This is a genomic window from Bacillus sp. Medicinal_06 (genome assembly GCF_056711665.1).
The window spans coordinates 250315-266409 of the sequence record NZ_JBWYHD010000006.1; the positions used below are offsets into that span (position 1 = coordinate 250315).

General features: G+C 37.6%; 20 protein-coding genes and 1 tRNA gene. 10 read left to right on the top strand and 11 right to left on the bottom strand.

The window, feature by feature from the left end:
• Window positions 1–22 precede the first annotated feature (22 nt).
• The 4 genes from cggR to AC1M36_RS16640 form a co-directional block, all read right to left on the bottom strand.
• Window positions 23–1051: a gapA transcriptional regulator CggR gene (cggR, locus tag AC1M36_RS16625; RefSeq protein WP_336451690.1), complete on the bottom strand. Its 1029-nt coding sequence runs from the start codon at window positions 1049–1051 to the stop codon at window positions 23–25.
• A 135-nt stretch (window positions 1052–1186) separates the two neighbouring features.
• Window positions 1187–1432: a glutaredoxin family protein gene (locus AC1M36_RS16630; RefSeq protein WP_336451689.1), complete on the bottom strand. Its 246-nt coding sequence runs from the start codon at window positions 1430–1432 to the stop codon at window positions 1187–1189.
• A gap of 9 nt (window positions 1433–1441) precedes the next feature.
• Complete coding sequence (gene rpoN, locus AC1M36_RS16635) at window positions 1442–2749, bottom strand: RNA polymerase factor sigma-54 (RefSeq protein WP_336451688.1); 1308 nt, start codon at window positions 2747–2749, stop codon at window positions 1442–1444.
• A 511-nt stretch (window positions 2750–3260) separates the two neighbouring features.
• Window positions 3261–3336 (bottom strand) — tRNA-Arg (locus tag AC1M36_RS16640).
• Window positions 3337–3518: 182 nt separating this feature from the next.
• Here AC1M36_RS16640 and AC1M36_RS16645 point away from each other — a divergent pair.
• From AC1M36_RS16645 to AC1M36_RS16690, 10 genes are all read left to right on the top strand, one after another.
• The gene (locus AC1M36_RS16645; RefSeq protein ID WP_174101008.1) at window positions 3519–3725 is read left to right on the top strand and encodes a DUF1657 domain-containing protein; all 207 of its coding nucleotides are present in this window, start codon (window positions 3519–3521) and stop codon (window positions 3723–3725) included.
• A 115-nt stretch (window positions 3726–3840) separates the two neighbouring features.
• Window positions 3841–4329: a YhcN/YlaJ family sporulation lipoprotein gene (locus AC1M36_RS16650; RefSeq protein ID WP_336451687.1), complete on the top strand. Its 489-nt coding sequence runs from the start codon at window positions 3841–3843 to the stop codon at window positions 4327–4329.
• A gap of 34 nt (window positions 4330–4363) precedes the next feature.
• Window positions 4364–4840 (top strand): stage V sporulation protein AC, encoded by a 477-nt coding sequence (spoVAC, locus tag AC1M36_RS16655; protein WP_174101010.1) that lies wholly within the window; start codon window positions 4364–4366, stop codon window positions 4838–4840.
• Entirely contained in the window at window positions 4841–5854 is a 1014-nt protein-coding gene (spoVAD, locus tag AC1M36_RS16660) for a stage V sporulation protein AD (RefSeq protein WP_336451686.1), read from the top strand.
• Window positions 5855–6205 (top strand): stage V sporulation protein AE, encoded by a 351-nt coding sequence (spoVAE, locus tag AC1M36_RS16665; protein ID WP_336451685.1) that lies wholly within the window; start codon window positions 5855–5857, stop codon window positions 6203–6205.
• An 11-nt stretch (window positions 6206–6216) separates the two neighbouring features.
• Entirely contained in the window at window positions 6217–6423 is a 207-nt protein-coding gene (locus AC1M36_RS16670; RefSeq protein WP_336451684.1) for a DUF1657 domain-containing protein, read from the top strand.
• Between the two features lie 20 nt (window positions 6424–6443).
• Complete coding sequence (locus AC1M36_RS16675; protein ID WP_336451683.1) at window positions 6444–7313, top strand: DUF421 domain-containing protein; 870 nt, start codon at window positions 6444–6446, stop codon at window positions 7311–7313.
• Window positions 7314–7564: 251 nt separating this feature from the next.
• Window positions 7565–8146 carry an ATP-dependent Clp endopeptidase proteolytic subunit ClpP gene (clpP, locus tag AC1M36_RS16680; protein ID WP_174101014.1) on the top strand — a complete coding sequence of 194 codons (582 nt, stop codon included), beginning with the start codon at window positions 7565–7567 and terminating at the stop codon, window positions 8144–8146.
• Between the two features lie 470 nt (window positions 8147–8616).
• On the top strand, window positions 8617–8844 hold the full coding sequence (locus tag AC1M36_RS16685) for a DUF1858 domain-containing protein (protein WP_336451682.1): 228 nt from the start codon (window positions 8617–8619) through the stop codon (window positions 8842–8844).
• Window positions 8845–8856: 12 nt separating this feature from the next.
• Window positions 8857–10086 carry a DUF438 domain-containing protein gene (locus AC1M36_RS16690; protein ID WP_336451681.1) on the top strand — a complete coding sequence of 410 codons (1230 nt, stop codon included), beginning with the start codon at window positions 8857–8859 and terminating at the stop codon, window positions 10084–10086.
• 176 nt (window positions 10087–10262) lie between these two features.
• Here AC1M36_RS16690 and AC1M36_RS16695 read toward each other — a convergent pair whose 3' ends face one another.
• From AC1M36_RS16695 to trxB, 7 genes are all read right to left on the bottom strand, one after another.
• Window positions 10263–10520, bottom strand: coding sequence for an HPr family phosphocarrier protein (locus AC1M36_RS16695; RefSeq protein ID WP_006096515.1), 258 nt, complete (start codon window positions 10518–10520; stop codon window positions 10263–10265).
• Window positions 10521–10542: 22 nt separating this feature from the next.
• Window positions 10543–11493, bottom strand: a complete 951-nt coding sequence (whiA, locus tag AC1M36_RS16700; RefSeq protein WP_003201892.1) for a DNA-binding protein WhiA — start codon at window positions 11491–11493, stop codon at window positions 10543–10545.
• Between the two features lie 87 nt (window positions 11494–11580).
• Complete coding sequence (locus AC1M36_RS16705) at window positions 11581–12534, bottom strand: gluconeogenesis factor YvcK family protein (protein ID WP_336451680.1); 954 nt, start codon at window positions 12532–12534, stop codon at window positions 11581–11583.
• Between the two features lie 3 nt (window positions 12535–12537).
• Window positions 12538–13419, bottom strand: coding sequence for an RNase adapter RapZ (gene rapZ / locus AC1M36_RS16710; RefSeq protein WP_336451679.1), 882 nt, complete (start codon window positions 13417–13419; stop codon window positions 12538–12540).
• Window positions 13420–13438: 19 nt separating this feature from the next.
• Window positions 13439–13897, bottom strand: coding sequence for an NUDIX hydrolase (locus AC1M36_RS16715; protein WP_001190078.1), 459 nt, complete (start codon window positions 13895–13897; stop codon window positions 13439–13441).
• A gap of 193 nt (window positions 13898–14090) precedes the next feature.
• The gene (locus tag AC1M36_RS16720; protein WP_336451678.1) at window positions 14091–14897 is read right to left on the bottom strand and encodes a DUF368 domain-containing protein; all 807 of its coding nucleotides are present in this window, start codon (window positions 14895–14897) and stop codon (window positions 14091–14093) included.
• Window positions 14898–15071: 174 nt separating this feature from the next.
• The gene (gene trxB, locus AC1M36_RS16725; RefSeq protein WP_336451677.1) at window positions 15072–16028 is read right to left on the bottom strand and encodes a thioredoxin-disulfide reductase; all 957 of its coding nucleotides are present in this window, start codon (window positions 16026–16028) and stop codon (window positions 15072–15074) included.
• Window positions 16029–16095: the final 67 nt, after the last annotated feature.

A 16095-nucleotide genomic window follows, 5' to 3' on the forward strand; every position in this document is an offset into this window, starting at 1 on the left:
ATTTCCTCCTTGGGGGATTATATTAAAGGGTAATACCCTTTGTTAACTGTTTTGCTGCACCTTCGTCTGTAATTAGAATCGAAGTGTGCCCTTGTTTAATTACAGCCTGTATTGCTTTTGCTTTTGAAGAACCTCCAGCGACTGCAACAACGTTAGATACATTTTGTAAATCTTTTAGTTGCATGCCAACCGTTTGTACTTTATGAACGACATTACCTTGTTCATTGAAGTAATAACCGAAAGCTTCGCCGACTGCTTCACTTGCTTTAATTTTCATCCAATCTGCTTCTGAAGTATTTCTGCGACGTGCCATTGTTAACGCATCACCTATTCCATGAATGACGATATTGGAAGATCGAATCAACTCAAGAACTTCTTTCACGGAAGGCTCTGTCACAATGGACGCATATGCTTCGCTACTAACATGGTCTGGAACATATAATAAGCGATAATTGCTCATCGTATTCTGTGCCATTTTCGCACAAATGGTATTGGCCTCTAATTCGACGCCTTCTCCAATTCCACCACGCGCTGGGACAAACAGCATATGTAAATCTTTGCAATCTAGTTGCATCATGTCCGCAACGGCAGCTAGCGTTGTTCCTCCAGCCACAGCAACGATATTATTCGCTGTCAGACGGTCTTTTATACAAGTAACACAAGCACGGCCCATCTCCAATTTGACCCAAGGTGATTCATCACTATCACCAGGGACAACGAAAACTTCATCCAAGTCTAATGTTTCCTTAAGCTGTTTTTCTAAAACCTTTAACCCGGAAATTTCTTTCATAAAGTCTTCCAAAGCAAGAACCACAGTTGTTCCTTCTTCTGTTAAAGTCATTCCAGAAGAGGCGACGTGAACTAAGTTTTGTTCTTTCAAAACTTGCACTTCACTTCGCAATACTCGTTCTGTCATACCAAGACTTGCGGATAAGTTTCTTCTTCCAATCGGCTGCATAAGACGAATGTGCTGAAGAATTTGCATTCTTGTTTGCATAACAGGTAGCAGATCAGGTAATAATTTTTTTGTATTTTGAATCCATGAGCGCATATCTTTTCTCCTCACTGCATCGGTTCATTTTCCCCTGTGGTCATTTTATGTCCCGTAGTGACATTTTGTGTCCCACTAGGTTTAAAAAAATAATCCCTGCTACGTGTATTATTGTAACAGGAGATAGAAACTTATTCAACTCTTAACTGCATTCTTTATATAGTTTATTATGACATCTTTGTGAATGACACCGCACAATGCCTGTTTTCCGTCAATTTCCACAACGGGAATCATAATTTGATACTTTTCTAAAAGCTCATCATCTTCATATATATCTATTTCCTCAATTTCAAAGGAATATTCATGTTGCACTTCTTTCAAAAGCTGTTTTGCTTTTTCGCAAAGACCACAGTCCGTTTTCGTATATAAAACAACTTTCATCTTCTTCACCTATCCAATTGTTTTTCTTAAAGAAGAAGCAGGAACGTTCATTTGCTCTCGATATTTCGCAACCGTTCTTCGTGAAATAACGATTTCATGCTCTTCTTCTAACAATTTCGAAATTTTTTGATCTGAAAGTGGCTTTTTCTTATTTTCTTGCTCTACAAGCGTCTGAATCAATTGTTTGACACGCTTTGTAGAAATCGCCTCATCTTCTGTTGTAACCACTGCGTTACTAAAAAATGACTTCATTTCAAACAAACCATGTGGCGTTTGCACATATTTATTACGTGTAGCACGACTAATAGTAGATTCATGTACGCCAAGTTCCTCTGCTACCTCTTTTAAAGAAAGTGGCTTTAAATACTCAGGACCTCTCCAAAAGAAATCACGTTGCTTCTTCATTATAATTTCCATTACTTGCAGAAGTGTTTGTTTTCGTTGCTTTAAGCTGCGCATAATCCATTGTACATGCTGGTACTTCTCAGATACATAGGTAGCAACTTCACTCTCACTATTATGAAGAAGCGCACTATACTCCGAATGAATTTCAATTCTCGGCATGTTACGTTCATTCATTTGCAGTACAAGCCGATCGCCTTCTTTTTTCACAGCCATATCAGGAACAATATAATGCGGCTTCTCAGAAGAAAACGCAAGCCCTGGTTTTGGCTGAAGCGATGTAATACAATCAACTGCTGACTGTAATTCCTCATTACTACATTTCATAAGATGAGCAAGCTTTCGCCAATCTTTCTTAACAAAATACGTAAAATATTCATCCACGATCATTTCTGAGAATGCATCTCTCTTTTGTAAGCGCTTCAATTGAAGTGATAGACACTCCTGAATATTACGCGCTCCCACCCCTGCTGGCTCTAATGACTGAACGAGCTCCATAGAGCGTTCTACTACATCAATAGGTGCGGTTAGTAACTCTGCTAATTCTTCATTCGTTTCTTGTAAATAACCATTTTCATCCATGTTCATAATGATGAAAGAAGCTGTTTTTCGCTGTTCTTCATCTATTTTATAATACTGTAATTGATCTAATAAATGTTGCTGAATCGACGTAGAATCTACACTGTAAATCTCCATTTGGTTATCGACTTGTTTGCTTGTACTTTTACTTTTGCTTGAACTCTTTTTCTTTTCCCGCTCAAAGCCATTTAACTCAATAAGGGGATTCTCCATCGATTGCTCATACAAAAACTCCGATAATTCCTGCACATTATATTGGAGCATTGTAATCGCTTGTCTTAACTCTTGTGTCATGGCCAAACGTAAGCTTTGTTCTTGTAAAAGACTTGCCTTCAATCTAATCTCCCCCTTGTTTCTATTGTACAATAAGTTTCCTAAAAGGAGAATCCTATGCAGATACCCTTTCCAAAATATTATTAATTTATATGTATTAATGACGTTTCCATCTTACAACCGCAAATTGAATAATATTGAAAGAAAATATTATAAATACAAATTAAAGAACTGATATAAAACCTTCCTTTTTGGGGTGGAAGAGAGCATCCAATCATGCGTAGATGCGGTTAGGGCCTTTTTTAACCCTATGCTAAGTGAAGAGAGTATCTCTTTTTGTTTTCATAGCAGTGACTTATACGTTTGAAAATCAAAATAACTACATAGAAAATTTATTACCTCATACCAATACTAACTCTTATAAGTAGATATAACAAGATAAAATCGCTTTTGACGAGATAATCATGGTGTATATGGTCAAACAGTTGATATGGTGTGCCGGATCACCTATATATCTTGGTAAGCGCTCAATAAAAAAAGTCCTAACCTACAAATGTAAGTTAGGACTTTTTGACGCGCCCAGAGGGATTCGAACCCCCGACAGACGTGGTACCGGAAACCACCGCTCTATCCAACTGAGCTATGGGCGCATGAATAATATACTGGTAATTATATCTTCTTATGTCCATGTGCGCAACTACTATTATACAAAAAAGGGCCTACGCCATTTCTTCAAAACTAACGCACAAACCCTAAATTTGGAAATCATATTTTCACCCCTATTCACAAATCATAACCTTTGAATTCATATTCCATAAGGAGGCTTCATTCGATGACTGTAATTACAAAATTAAAACAAACTGTCGCTGGGTTAAAAAGTGCACAAGCAAGCTTAGAGGGGTTCGCTCTTGATACGGACAACCAACAAGCGAAGCAACTTTTTCAAACAGCTGCGCAGCAAACACAATCCGTTATTGATACTTTAAATCCACGTGTAGAAGAAGTTCAGCAAGAAGAGCCTCAATACGGACAACAATAAGTGCAGGTACTGTTTAATCTTATAGTACTCACTGTTTGAGAAACAGAAAAAGGATGATTCCATATCATCCTTTTTCACTCGAATTACATAAAGCAATAGAAATGGAATGATTGCAATGCGAAAATTCAGCACAATTACCGTGTTATTTATACTCTTACTAGGCTCAACAACAGGATGTAATCATGCTTTAGATAAAGAAGTAAAACAAGAAACTCATAAGAAAACAAAGAAAAAAGAAGAACCGCAGTTAACGAAGGTAAGTATGGAAGAATCTTTTAATCAATCTATATCACATGACGCAAAAAAAAGGGTACTTGCCATGGAAGAAATACTAGAAGCTAGAGCTGCTAACTCTAACACAGATCTTTACGTAGCTGTTAAACCTGAGCATCATGAACGGCTTCAGTTAAGACCATTAAAGTCAAAAATCAAAAAGAAATTAAAAAAAGAGAACCCTACTTTCAATGTCTATGTCAGTACGGATCGAAAGATTTTCATCCTATTAGATAAACTGGAAAACCAAATTAAGAAAAAAGAAGCCGATAAAGAATACATTATAAAGAAATTAAAGACAGTTCACACAGAAATGAACTCTGATACTTAATTGTACGTTCTTTAAAGGAAAAGGAAGGATTCACATGCCAAGTAAAGATAAAGACTTAACACCAGTACAACAAGAATATAAAAAATTTGAACAACAACGTGAACCGAAAAGGCCTGTTTTAAAAAATTGCATAAAAGCTTTTTTTGTAGGTGGTTTTATTTGTTTAATCGGTCAACTTATCTCCACCTTTTATATTACCTATTTTGATTTTAGTGAAAGGTCAGCGGGAAATCCTACAGTAGCAACACTAATTTTTATTTCTATGTTGCTTACGGGCTTTGGTGTATATGACCGCCTCGCACAATTTGGAGGTGCTGGTACAGCGGTACCTGTTACTGGATTTGGAAATTCTGTTATATCCGCTTGTATTGAACATAAAACAGAAGGCTTTGTCCTTGGAGTAGGTGGCAACATGTTTAAATTGGCGGGGTCCGTTATTTTATTTGGTGTATTCGCCGCTTTTGTTATCGGTCTTATTAAAACCATCCTTATCCAATTGGGAGGGCTGTAAATGCTACAAGGACACCGAACATGGGTATTTGAAAATAAACCGGTCATCATCTCAACAGGGGTTATTGGAGGTCCATTTGAAGCAAAGGGAAAAATTCCCGAAGACTTTGATGCCCTTCATGAAGACTTATGGCTTGGGCAAGATTCTTATGAAAAAGCACATAAAGTTCTGTTTGAAGAAGCTTGTAATCGTGCAACCGAAAAAGCAAAGCTCCGCAAAGAAGATATTCAGTTCATTTTAGCAGGTGATCTTATCAACCAAATCACTCCCTCTAGCTTTGCTTGCCGTACGCTCGGTGCTCCTTATATTGGATTATTTGGCGCTTGTTCTACTTCTATGGAAGGCCTTGCTCTTGGGGCAAGTATTGTAAATGCAAGAGGTGCAAAATATTTATTAACAGGAGCATCCAGTCACAATACCGCTGTTGAAAAACAATTTCGCTATCCTACTGAATATGGCGGACAAAAACCCCCTACTGCTCAATGGACCGTCACAGGAGCTGGTGCCGCTCTTTTGAGCGATCAAGGAGAAGGACCACGTGTTACATCAGCGACAATTGGTCGAGTTGTCGATATGGGTTTAACCGATCCCTTTAACATGGGAGGTGCGATGGCTCCTGCTGCCGTCGATACAATCGAAGCTCATTTACGCGAAAGACAAATTGATGCATCCTACTATGACTTAATCGTTACAGGCGATCTCGGTCATGTCGGACGGGAAATTGCTTATGATTTACTGCATAAGCACGGGACGAAAGTAACAAGCGAACAGTTTCAAGATTGCGGATTACTCATTTATAGAGAAGGTCAGCCTGTAATAGCAGGAGCGAGTGGTCCAGGTTGTTCAGCGACCGTCGTATACGGGCATTTATTGAACAGAATGAAAAAAGGAGAATTCAAAAAAATACTTGTAGTGGCTACTGGAGCACTGCTATCTCCACTGACATTCCAACAGCAAGAAACTATCCCGTGCATTGCTCATGCCGTATCGATTGAAACTGGAGGTGCGCAATAGATGATCTATTTTTGGGCTTTTGTAATCGGTGGAATGATTTGTGTAATTGGACAACTTATGTTTGATGTCGGTAAGCTCACACCCGCTCACACAATGGCAACGCTCGTTGTTGCTGGTGCGATACTAGATGGATTCGGTCTGTACGAGCCTTTAATTGATTTTGCAGGAGCTGGTGCAACAGTTCCGATTACAAGTTTCGGAAACGCCCTTGTTCATGGAGCCATGGCTGAAGCAGCAAAACATGGTATTGTCGGGGTTATAACCGGAATGTTTAAAGTAACAAGTGCTGGTATATCTGCAGCTATTATCTTCGGATTTATCGGAGCATTACTATTTAAACCAAAAGGATAAGAGGTGTTTGTATGACTGTTGTTGCTAGTGTAAAAACATGTCTCGCTAGTTTAAAAAGTGCACAAGCAAGTTTAAGCACACTTTCACAAAACGCTGCTGAAGAAGAAGCAAAACAAGTCTTCCATGAATGTATGATGGAAATGGACAGTGTAATCGCTGACCTTAAAAGTAGAATTTCCGTATTAGAAAGAGAAGAACCACAATATAAAGGATTTTAGCTGAACGGGAGGGAATAACCATGCCTCATGTACCAGAATGGCTGCTTGTCATTATACGCTCCTTAGTTATTTTAGTTATTTTATTTTCAATGACAAAATTGCTTGGAAAAAGGCAAATTTCACAGCTTTCATTTTTCGAATATGTTGCAGGTCTGACAATCGGAAACATCGCCGCTGAAATTACATCAGGACTCGAGCGCAACTTTTGGCACGGTGTTTCTAGTATGCTTGTTTTTTCTCTTGTTCCATTTTTCGCGGGTATGGCTGCTTTAAAAAACAAGCGGCTCAGAAATTTCATTGAAGGAAAAGCCACTATTTTTATAAAAGACGGGAAAGTTCTTGAAGATAATTTAAAGAAAGAAAATTATACAATCGATGAGCTACTAGAACTTCTTAGAAAGAAAAATGCGTTTAGCATAGCAGATGTTGAATATGCTGTATTGGAGTCGGGCGGTGAATTAAATGTCTTGTTAAAAAGAGATAAACAGCCTCTTACCCCAAAAGATATCGGCTTACAAATAGCACCTGCAAAAGAAACACAAACGGTAATTATGGATGGAAACGTACTAGATGAACCACTTTCAGCTAGTGGTCATAATCGTGCTTGGCTTCACGCCGAGTTAGAGAAACTTGGCGTGGTGATAGAAAATGTCTTTATCGGGCAAGTCGATTCTTACGGACAACTTACTGTCGATATATATGATGATAAACTTCAAATGCCATCCCCTCAGGATAGACCATTATTGTTGGCTTCTCTAAAAAAATGTCAAGCTGATCTTGAATTATTCTCATTAGAAACAAAATCGAAATCGGCAAGTCAAATGTATAGCAAAAACGCAAAACAAGTTCAACATATTTTAAATAGAGTAACTTATCTCCTAAAAGAATAATACACAAAAGAACGCTTCTACAGAAAAGGCGTTCTTTTGTTTTTTGCGAATCACATACTTCTCCTATTACGTTTAAATTTATATAATTCGGTTATGATGTTGAAAGACACATAAGCAGGGAATTTCAAAAACATAGCGAATAAATCATGGTACAACTACATATTTTTTTGATTTAAAGTGGTTTTGTTTGACCTATATTGACCATAATTGTATTATAAGACTAAGAAAGCTTTCAAAGGAGGAAATAACAGATGAATTTAATTCCTACAGTAATTGAACAAACAAATCGTGGAGAACGCGCTTACGATATTTACTCTCGCCTATTAAAAGACCGCATCATTATGCTTGGTAGCGCAATTGATGACAACGTAGCAAACTCAATCGTTTCCCAGCTTTTATTCTTGGAATCTCAAGATCCAGAAAAAGATATTCATTTATACATTAACAGCCCTGGTGGTTCTATCACAGCAGGTATGGCAATCTACGATACAATGCAGTTTATTAAACCAAACGTATCAACAATTTGTATCGGTATGGCAGCATCTATGGGTGCTTTCCTACTTGCAGCAGGTGAAAAAGGAAAACGTTTCGCACTTCCAAACAGTGAAGTAATGATTCACCAACCACTTGGCGGAGCACAAGGTCAAGCAACTGAAATCGAAATCGCTGCAAAACGTATCCTATTCTTACGTGAAAAACTAAACCAAATTCTTGCTGATCGCACAGGACAACCATTAGAAGTACTACAACGCGACACAGACCGCGACAACTTCATGACAGCAGAAAAAGCACTAGAATACGGCTTAATCGATAAAATCTTTACAAATCGTTAATATACTTTAAAGCGAAAGCGGCTCGCTCAGAATGGGAGGGGGATGGAGCTTCTGACAAAGAGGTGCTTTTTACCTCGGCGGAAGAAGCGAAGCCACCGACCATTCTAGCCGCTGGAGCTGGATACAACTAAAAGCGAAAGCGGCTCGTTTAGAACTGCTCCAAAAAAGGCTATCGCCCATGCGATAGCCTTTCTTATTGACCACTTCTCAAAATATATCAGCGTTTTTTCCAATATACCTGCTTCTCATGATATATCGGCGCAAATTGAAATATATCGGCAATTCGACACAACATATCGACCATTCGACGAGATTACCTCTCCCCCACCCTCTCCATACCCATTATTGAATACAGAAAAAGTGACAAACCTGTTAAAAGAACAAACGTGTGATTTGGCTCACAATTTCATTCCAATCTTTATGTTACAGTGTAATTGATAATTCATATCAATTGTTTCGAGGTGAGAATGATGACAAAACAAATTAATTTTCATCATACTGTTTATGATTTAACGAATCAATATCCTGAAATTATTCCCATTTTAAAGAACCTTGGATTTGAAAATATAACAAAACCTAATATGCTGCAAACAGCCGGCCGTATAATGACTATCCCGAAAGGCTGCCGAATGAAAGGTATTTCATTAGACGGAGTAAAAGAAGCTTTTCAAAATAATGGATTTCACATTAATGAGTAGAGGAGAATCCTTATGAGTGAAATGATTAATAACCGTGAACAAGAAAATATAAATAACTCTGAACGACAAACAATCTTAAAGACTATTATTAAAGATCTTCATAACGGAAAAAACATTGAAGATGTAACAGCTCAGTTTCAAGAAGCAATTGGAAATATTACCGTAGCAGAAATTTCAAAGCTCGAGCAGGCACTTATGGAGGAAGAAGGCATTCCAGTTGAAGAAGTACAACGCTTATGCTCCGTTCATACAGCTGTTTTTAAGGGATCCATTGAAGAAATTCATCAATCTAATAAACAAGAAGAGCAACCAGGTCATCCCATTCATACATTTAAACTGGAAAACAAAGAAATTGATTTACTTGTGAATTTCAAACTTCAACTTCACTATGAACGTTTTGAAAAAGAAGATAGCGAAGAAAACATTTATAAATTAATAGAAGACTTAAATTTATTACTAGATGTTGATAAACATTATAGCCGGAAAGAAAATCTACTTTTCCCTTATTTAGAGAAATACGGCATTTATGGACCTACCCAAGTTATGTGGGGCGTTGATGACAGAATTCGTGCTGCTATTAAAGAAGCAAAACAAAAATTAGTAAATTATAATCAAGATAAAAAATCAGTCTTAGACAGCGTTTCTTTCGTCACCCATGACGTAACTGAAATGATTTTTAAAGAAGAAAATATTTTATTTCCGATGGCCCTTCAAACTCTTACAGAAGATGAATGGCTAAAAATCGCTCATGAAAGTGATGAAATCGGCTACTGCTTAACAAGCCCTACAACTACATGGAAACCAGAAAGAATAGCGATGCAAGAAGAAACAATGTCAGAAGGATTTATTCGTTTTGAAACAGGACTATTATCGTTACAACAACTAGAACTCGTATTAAATCACTTACCCGTTGATATTACATTTATCGATGAAAATGATGTTGTGCGTTACTTCTCTCATGGAAAAGAACGGATCTTCGCTCGCACGAAAGCTGTCATTGGTCGAACAGTGCAAAACTGTCATCCTCCCAAAAGCGTTCATGTCGTTGAAAAACTCTTAGAAGATTTCAAATCTGGAAAAAAAGATTGTGAAGATTTTTGGATTCAATTTCAAGATAAATATGTATATATTCGCTACTTCGCAGTGCGAAATGCAGATGGAAAATATATGGGGACCCTCGAATTTACGCAAAACATTCAACCGATCCGTGAACTTCAAGGAGAAAAACGGATTCTTTCATAATTTATCCCGTATTAACGGGCAGTAAGATCCCCACCTCAATATTCAGGGAAAAACGAGGAAGATAGGTGTAGGATAAAGCGAACCTTTAATCGACGATTGAATACAACACATCAATTACTCAAAAATATTCAACTGATTTATCCAATCAAAAAAGCTATCGCCCACGCGATAGCTTTTTACTGTTTATTTTGTACATATGCTGCCAGCGCTTCTAAAGCAGCTTCTGCATCTGAACCTTCTGTTATAATCGTTACGTTGCTACCAGATCCAATCGCTAAGCTCATAATCCCCATTATGCTCTTCGCATTGACTGTTTTTCCATCTTTCTCAATGAAAATATCAGCGTGAAAACGATTTGCCTCTTGTACAAACAACGCAGCCGGACGTGCTTGTAAGCCGTTTTTTAATGCAACCTCAACTTGTTTCTGAACCATAGCTCCCATTTCCCCTTTACCGTTATTTTTTTGCTACCGGTTCCCCCGCGCGTAATTTCTCTGCGATTTCATCGATTTTACGCAAGCGATGATTGATACCTGATTTACTTATTTTCCCCCCAGATACCATCTCGCCTAATTCTTTCAATGTTACATCTTGATAATTAATACGTAATTGTGCAATCTCTCTTAATTTATCTGGTAAAACATCGAGCCCAACCGTTTCATCAATGTAACGAATATTTTCAATTTGCCTTAAAGCGGCACCAATTGTTTTATTTAAATTGGCTGTTTCACAGTTCACCAATCGATTAACTGAATTACGCATATCACGAACAATACGAATATCCTCAAATCTTAACAATGCATTATGTGCACCGATAATGTTTAAAAACTCCGTAATTTTCTCCGCTTCTTTTAAATACGTAATGTACCCTTTACGCCTTTCCAGCGTCTTACTATTTAAATCAAATCCGTTCATCAGTTCACATATAGAATCATTATGTTCCTTGTATAACGAAAAGACCTCTAAATGATAAGATGATGTTTCTGGGTTATTTACTGAACCACCTGCTAAAAATGCACCTCTTAAATACGATCGTTTGCAGCATTTCTTTTCAATCAATTCCTGTGAGATATTGCGAATAAATGAAAAGTCTTCTCTAACAATATGCAAATCCGCTAATATTTCACGAGATTTCTCAACAAGCCGAACGATATATACATTATTTTTCTTCAGTCGCATTTTTTTACGAACAAGCAATTCTACCGTCACGTCATATCCCTTTTTCAGCAATGTGTAAATTCTTCTTGCGATTGCTGCATTTTCTGTTTGAATATCAATCGAAAGACGACGGTTTGAAAAAGAAAGTGATCCGTTCATTCGAAGCAATGCTGATAATTCTGCTTTCTCACAGCACTCCTTCATTTCAAGCTTCGTGAGCTCTTTCTTTGTTTCTGATGCAAATGACACAGCCCCACCTCCTTATACGATATTTTGGAACAAAAATCTTGTCCTATATGAATGAGCAGCGTTATCTCATACAGAGATAACGCATGCTTATAATAACGAATATAAAATAGAAGCTAATTTTAATGTATCATGTCTTACAACTTGATCATCATACTTTGCTAATTCATCTTGAATTAAGCGAATGTCATTTTCAGCAAAACGATGTTCATCAACCACAACAGGTTCAGACATTTCTTCTGCATACAATTTACGTAACACAGCAGGAATATCATGATTATTTACAATTGCTGTATCAATGAAAGGTACCCCAAGATGATCATGTAAAGCCTGCACATGATCAAATGCTGTATACCCCATCGTTTCTCCAGCTTGCGTCATAACATTACATACATATACTTTTTTCGCCTTTGCAGCAAGAACGGCTTTACCGATTTTTTCTACAATTAAGTTTGGCAAAATACTTGTGTACAAACTACCTGGTCCGAAGACAAGTAAATCCGCTCGCTGAATTTCCATTAATGTCTCATATAATGGTTCTACATCACCCGGTGTTAAAAACACACGATTGATTTTTTTCCCAAAGTACGGAATTTTCGATTCACCTGTTACAATTCGCCCATCTTCCAGCTCAGCATGAAGAACAACACTTTGATTGGCCGCTGGTAAAACACGCCCTCTCACATTTAACACTTTACTCGTTTCTGTAATGGCATGGAAAAAGTCTCCTGTAATCGACGTCATACCAGCTAATAATAAATTACCTAATGCATGACCCGTTAAACCTTCTCCGGATGTAAAACGATGTTGAAATAAAGCTTCCACAAGCGGCTCCACATCTGATAACGCAACAAGTACGTTACGAATGTCGCCTGGCGGTGGAATTTCTAACTCATCACGCAATCTACCTGAACTGCCACCATCATCAGCTACTGTAACAACCGCTGTAATATCAACAGGATATTTCTTCAATCCCCGTAATAAAACCGATAGTCCAGTTCCCCCTCCCATGATGACAATTTTAGGTTTTCTTTCTTTTTTCATCCCTTAATGGCCCTTTCTCTTCTCCACATCACGATGAGATATATGAACGATATATTCTGGTTTCAAATGTTTTCCAAGGTATTCAGCAAGTGTAACAGAACGATGTTGTCCACCTGTACATCCAATCGCAATTACAAGCTGACTCTTGCCTTCTCTTTTATAATGAGGAAGCATGAAAGTAATAAGATCCGTCAGCTTTTCTAAAAATTTATGTGTCTCATTAAACTTGAGCACATATGACGAAACTTCTTCATCCAGTCCTGTTAACGGCTTCATCTGTGGAATATAATATGGATTTGGTAAAAAACGAACATCAAATACTAAATCTGCATCAATTGGAATGCCGTACTTAAATCCAAATGACATCACATTGACACGAAATGCTTGCTCGTTTTCTGTTGAAAACAGATGAACAATTTTTTCGCGCAATTCTTTCGGTTTTAAATCAGACGTATCAAGTACAATATTCGCTCTTGCCTTCATATCTGTTAATAAATTGCGCTCGGCCTCAATTCCTTTTAACGGAAGTCCTGTCGGCGCAAGTGGATGCGAACGTCTCGTTTCTTTGTAACGCGTTACAAGCGTGCTATCTTTCGCATCTAAAAATAAAATATGAGGAATAATCCAAGTGCGTTCTGATAAATCATCAAGCGCTCCCCATAAATGCTCAAAAAATTCGCGACCACGTAAATCAATACCAAGTGCCACCTTGTTCATTTTTCCTTTCGAGTCTGCCATAAGTTCAACAAACTTTGGCAATAACATAGGTGGTAAGTTATCCACACAAAAATATCCTAAATCTTCGAAGCTTTGCAGAGCTACTGTTTTTCCTGCACCGGACATCCCTGTAATAATTACCATTTTAATATCATTATTTGCTGCCATTGTATCCCTCCTCGGCGGTTTAGCTTGGATCCAATCGATATGAAAGTAATTCAAAGTCTGGTGTATATACAAACGTACCGTAGATGATTCCATTTCCTTTAATTAAATAATCAATAATGTGATAATCTCCCGGCGCCATTGCTAGCTCATCAATTTTATCAAATGTATGCCAACCAATGATGCCTTCTTCGCTTTCTAATTTGTTTTCTCCTGCAAAATCTGTCGCTAAAAAGGAGAACATCATCCATTCAGAAACAACTTTATCACCTTCCTGGATGACAAAAGTGAAGACTCCCTTTAATGCTGGGTTCTTTAAATAAATACCTGTTTCTTCACGGTATTCGCGGACAACGGAATCCCTCACTGTTTCACCGCGCTCCATTTTTCCACCTGGTGCAACCCACCAGTTCCGACGAGGTTTTTGTAGTAGGAGAACTTCATTATCTTTAATTAACACACAGTTTGTTACTCTTTGCATGCTTCTTCACCTCAGCTACTTATGACGATTTTTTCGTCACATACTCATTCCATTATACTATCAAAAACAGTTTGCCACAATGAAGGAGACTAGCTCCGTAAATAAGTGAATTCCTACTAAGTAACAAGCTTATTCTTCCTAAGAACATAAAAAAATCCCCTTAACGAATTTTATCGTCAAGGAGATTTACCACTTATTTTTTACTGAAATACGATACAATCGCAAACCCTAAAATAAACGTAATAATAGAGTTTACAATCGACATGCCACCGGCTGGAATACCTGGGAAAACTACTGCAATCGATCCGATAACAAGTCCGATAATCGCTGCGAATGTTGCACTTTTATAATGTGATAACAAATAGCTAATTCCTTTACTACTCACAACAAATCCAACCATAACACCTGCACCAATTACTGCAATTAGTGGTAAGTTTAATGTTGTTAGCGCATTAATCGCTGTTGGATATACACCGATGATTAATAAAATAAATGAGCCGCTAATCCCCGGAAGTAGCATAGCCATACTAGCCATCCAACCTGCCAAGAATAATCCAATTGTATTTAAAATTGTTAATGTAGTAATTGGATCTGCCGCTTTATCCGGCTTAAAGAATGCTGTTACAGCTACAAGAACCGCTGCAACGATTAGTATAACAATATGTCCTGCTTTAAATGTTTCCTTTGCATTTGCTTCCTTCATTAACATTGGTAAAATACTCAAGATTAAACCAAGGAAGAAAAACTGAGTTGGCTCATAATGATTTGCTAATAAATACTTAATAACATGACTTAATGTTAAAAACGCTACTGCTACCCCAACAGCAAGCGGAATTAAAAAGCCTAAATGCTTTTTCCATTCGCGACTAAAGAATCCACTAATTGCCGCAAGCAATCTTTCATAAATCCCTAATACAACAGCAATTGTGCCACCACTAACGCCAGGAATTAAATCACTAACGCCCATACAAAAACCACGATATATATTACGCCATTCCATACTGAATAAACTCCTCATTTCTTATAGTCATTTTTCTCGTAAACTCTAGTATAACAATAAGAAATCTTGTAATCCAAAGAATTTTTGACAAACATTTTACATTTTAGGAAGAAAATAAAAAAGAAAGCTACCATTCATAAAAGTAGCCTTCTTCTCAAAAGGGAATTACATCCCTTATTTTTCTGTTACAGTTTTTAATTCCTCTAACAGCTCTTCTACGTAGTGTTGTGCACTTTGTGCTGCGATACTACCATCACCAGTTGCTGTTACAATTTGACGAAGCATTTTTTCGCGAACATCACCAGCTGCGAAAATACCAGGAACTTTCGTTTCCATGCGTTCGTTTGTTTCGATATAACCATTTTCATTTGTAATACCAAGTTCAGTAAATGGTTTTGATAGTGGTAACATACCGATGTAAATGAAGACACCGTCAGCTTTGAATTCTTGCTCTTCACCACTGTTTACATCTACAAGTGTTACACTGCCTACTTTACCATTCTCTTCGTTAATCTCTTTTACAGTATGGTTCCAAATGAAATCTACTTTTTCATTTTGGAAAGCACGGTCTTGTAGGATTTTTTGTGCACGAAGCGCATCACGACGATGAACGATAGTTACTTTTGATGCAAAGCGTGTTAAATACACACCTTCTTCAACAGCAGAGTCTCCGCCACCAATAACAACAAGTTCTTTTCCTTTAAAGAATGCGCCGTCGCATACTGCACAGTATGATACACCACGGCCACCAAGTTCTTTTTCACCTGGTACACCGATTTTTTTGTACTCTGCACCACTTGCAACGATAATTGCGCGTGTTTTATATTCTTTTTTACCAGCTACAACCGTTTTATATTCTTTACCATCGATGACTTCTTTCACATCACCATATGCATATTCAGCACCGAATTTCTTCGCATGCTCGAACATTTTATTTGATAAATCAGGTCCTAAAATGGATTCATAACCTGGATAGTTTTCTACATCTTCTGTATTTGCCATTTGTCCGCCTGGAATACCGCGTTCAAGCATAAGCGTGCTTAAATTTGCACGAGACGTATACACTGCAGCTGTCATTCCAGCTGGTCCAGCACCAATAATAATGACATCATAAATTTTTTCTTCTGACACACTATTCACTCCTATTCATTCCTACCATGACTTACCCTCATTATACTGTTAGCACCTGTTTTTTCCC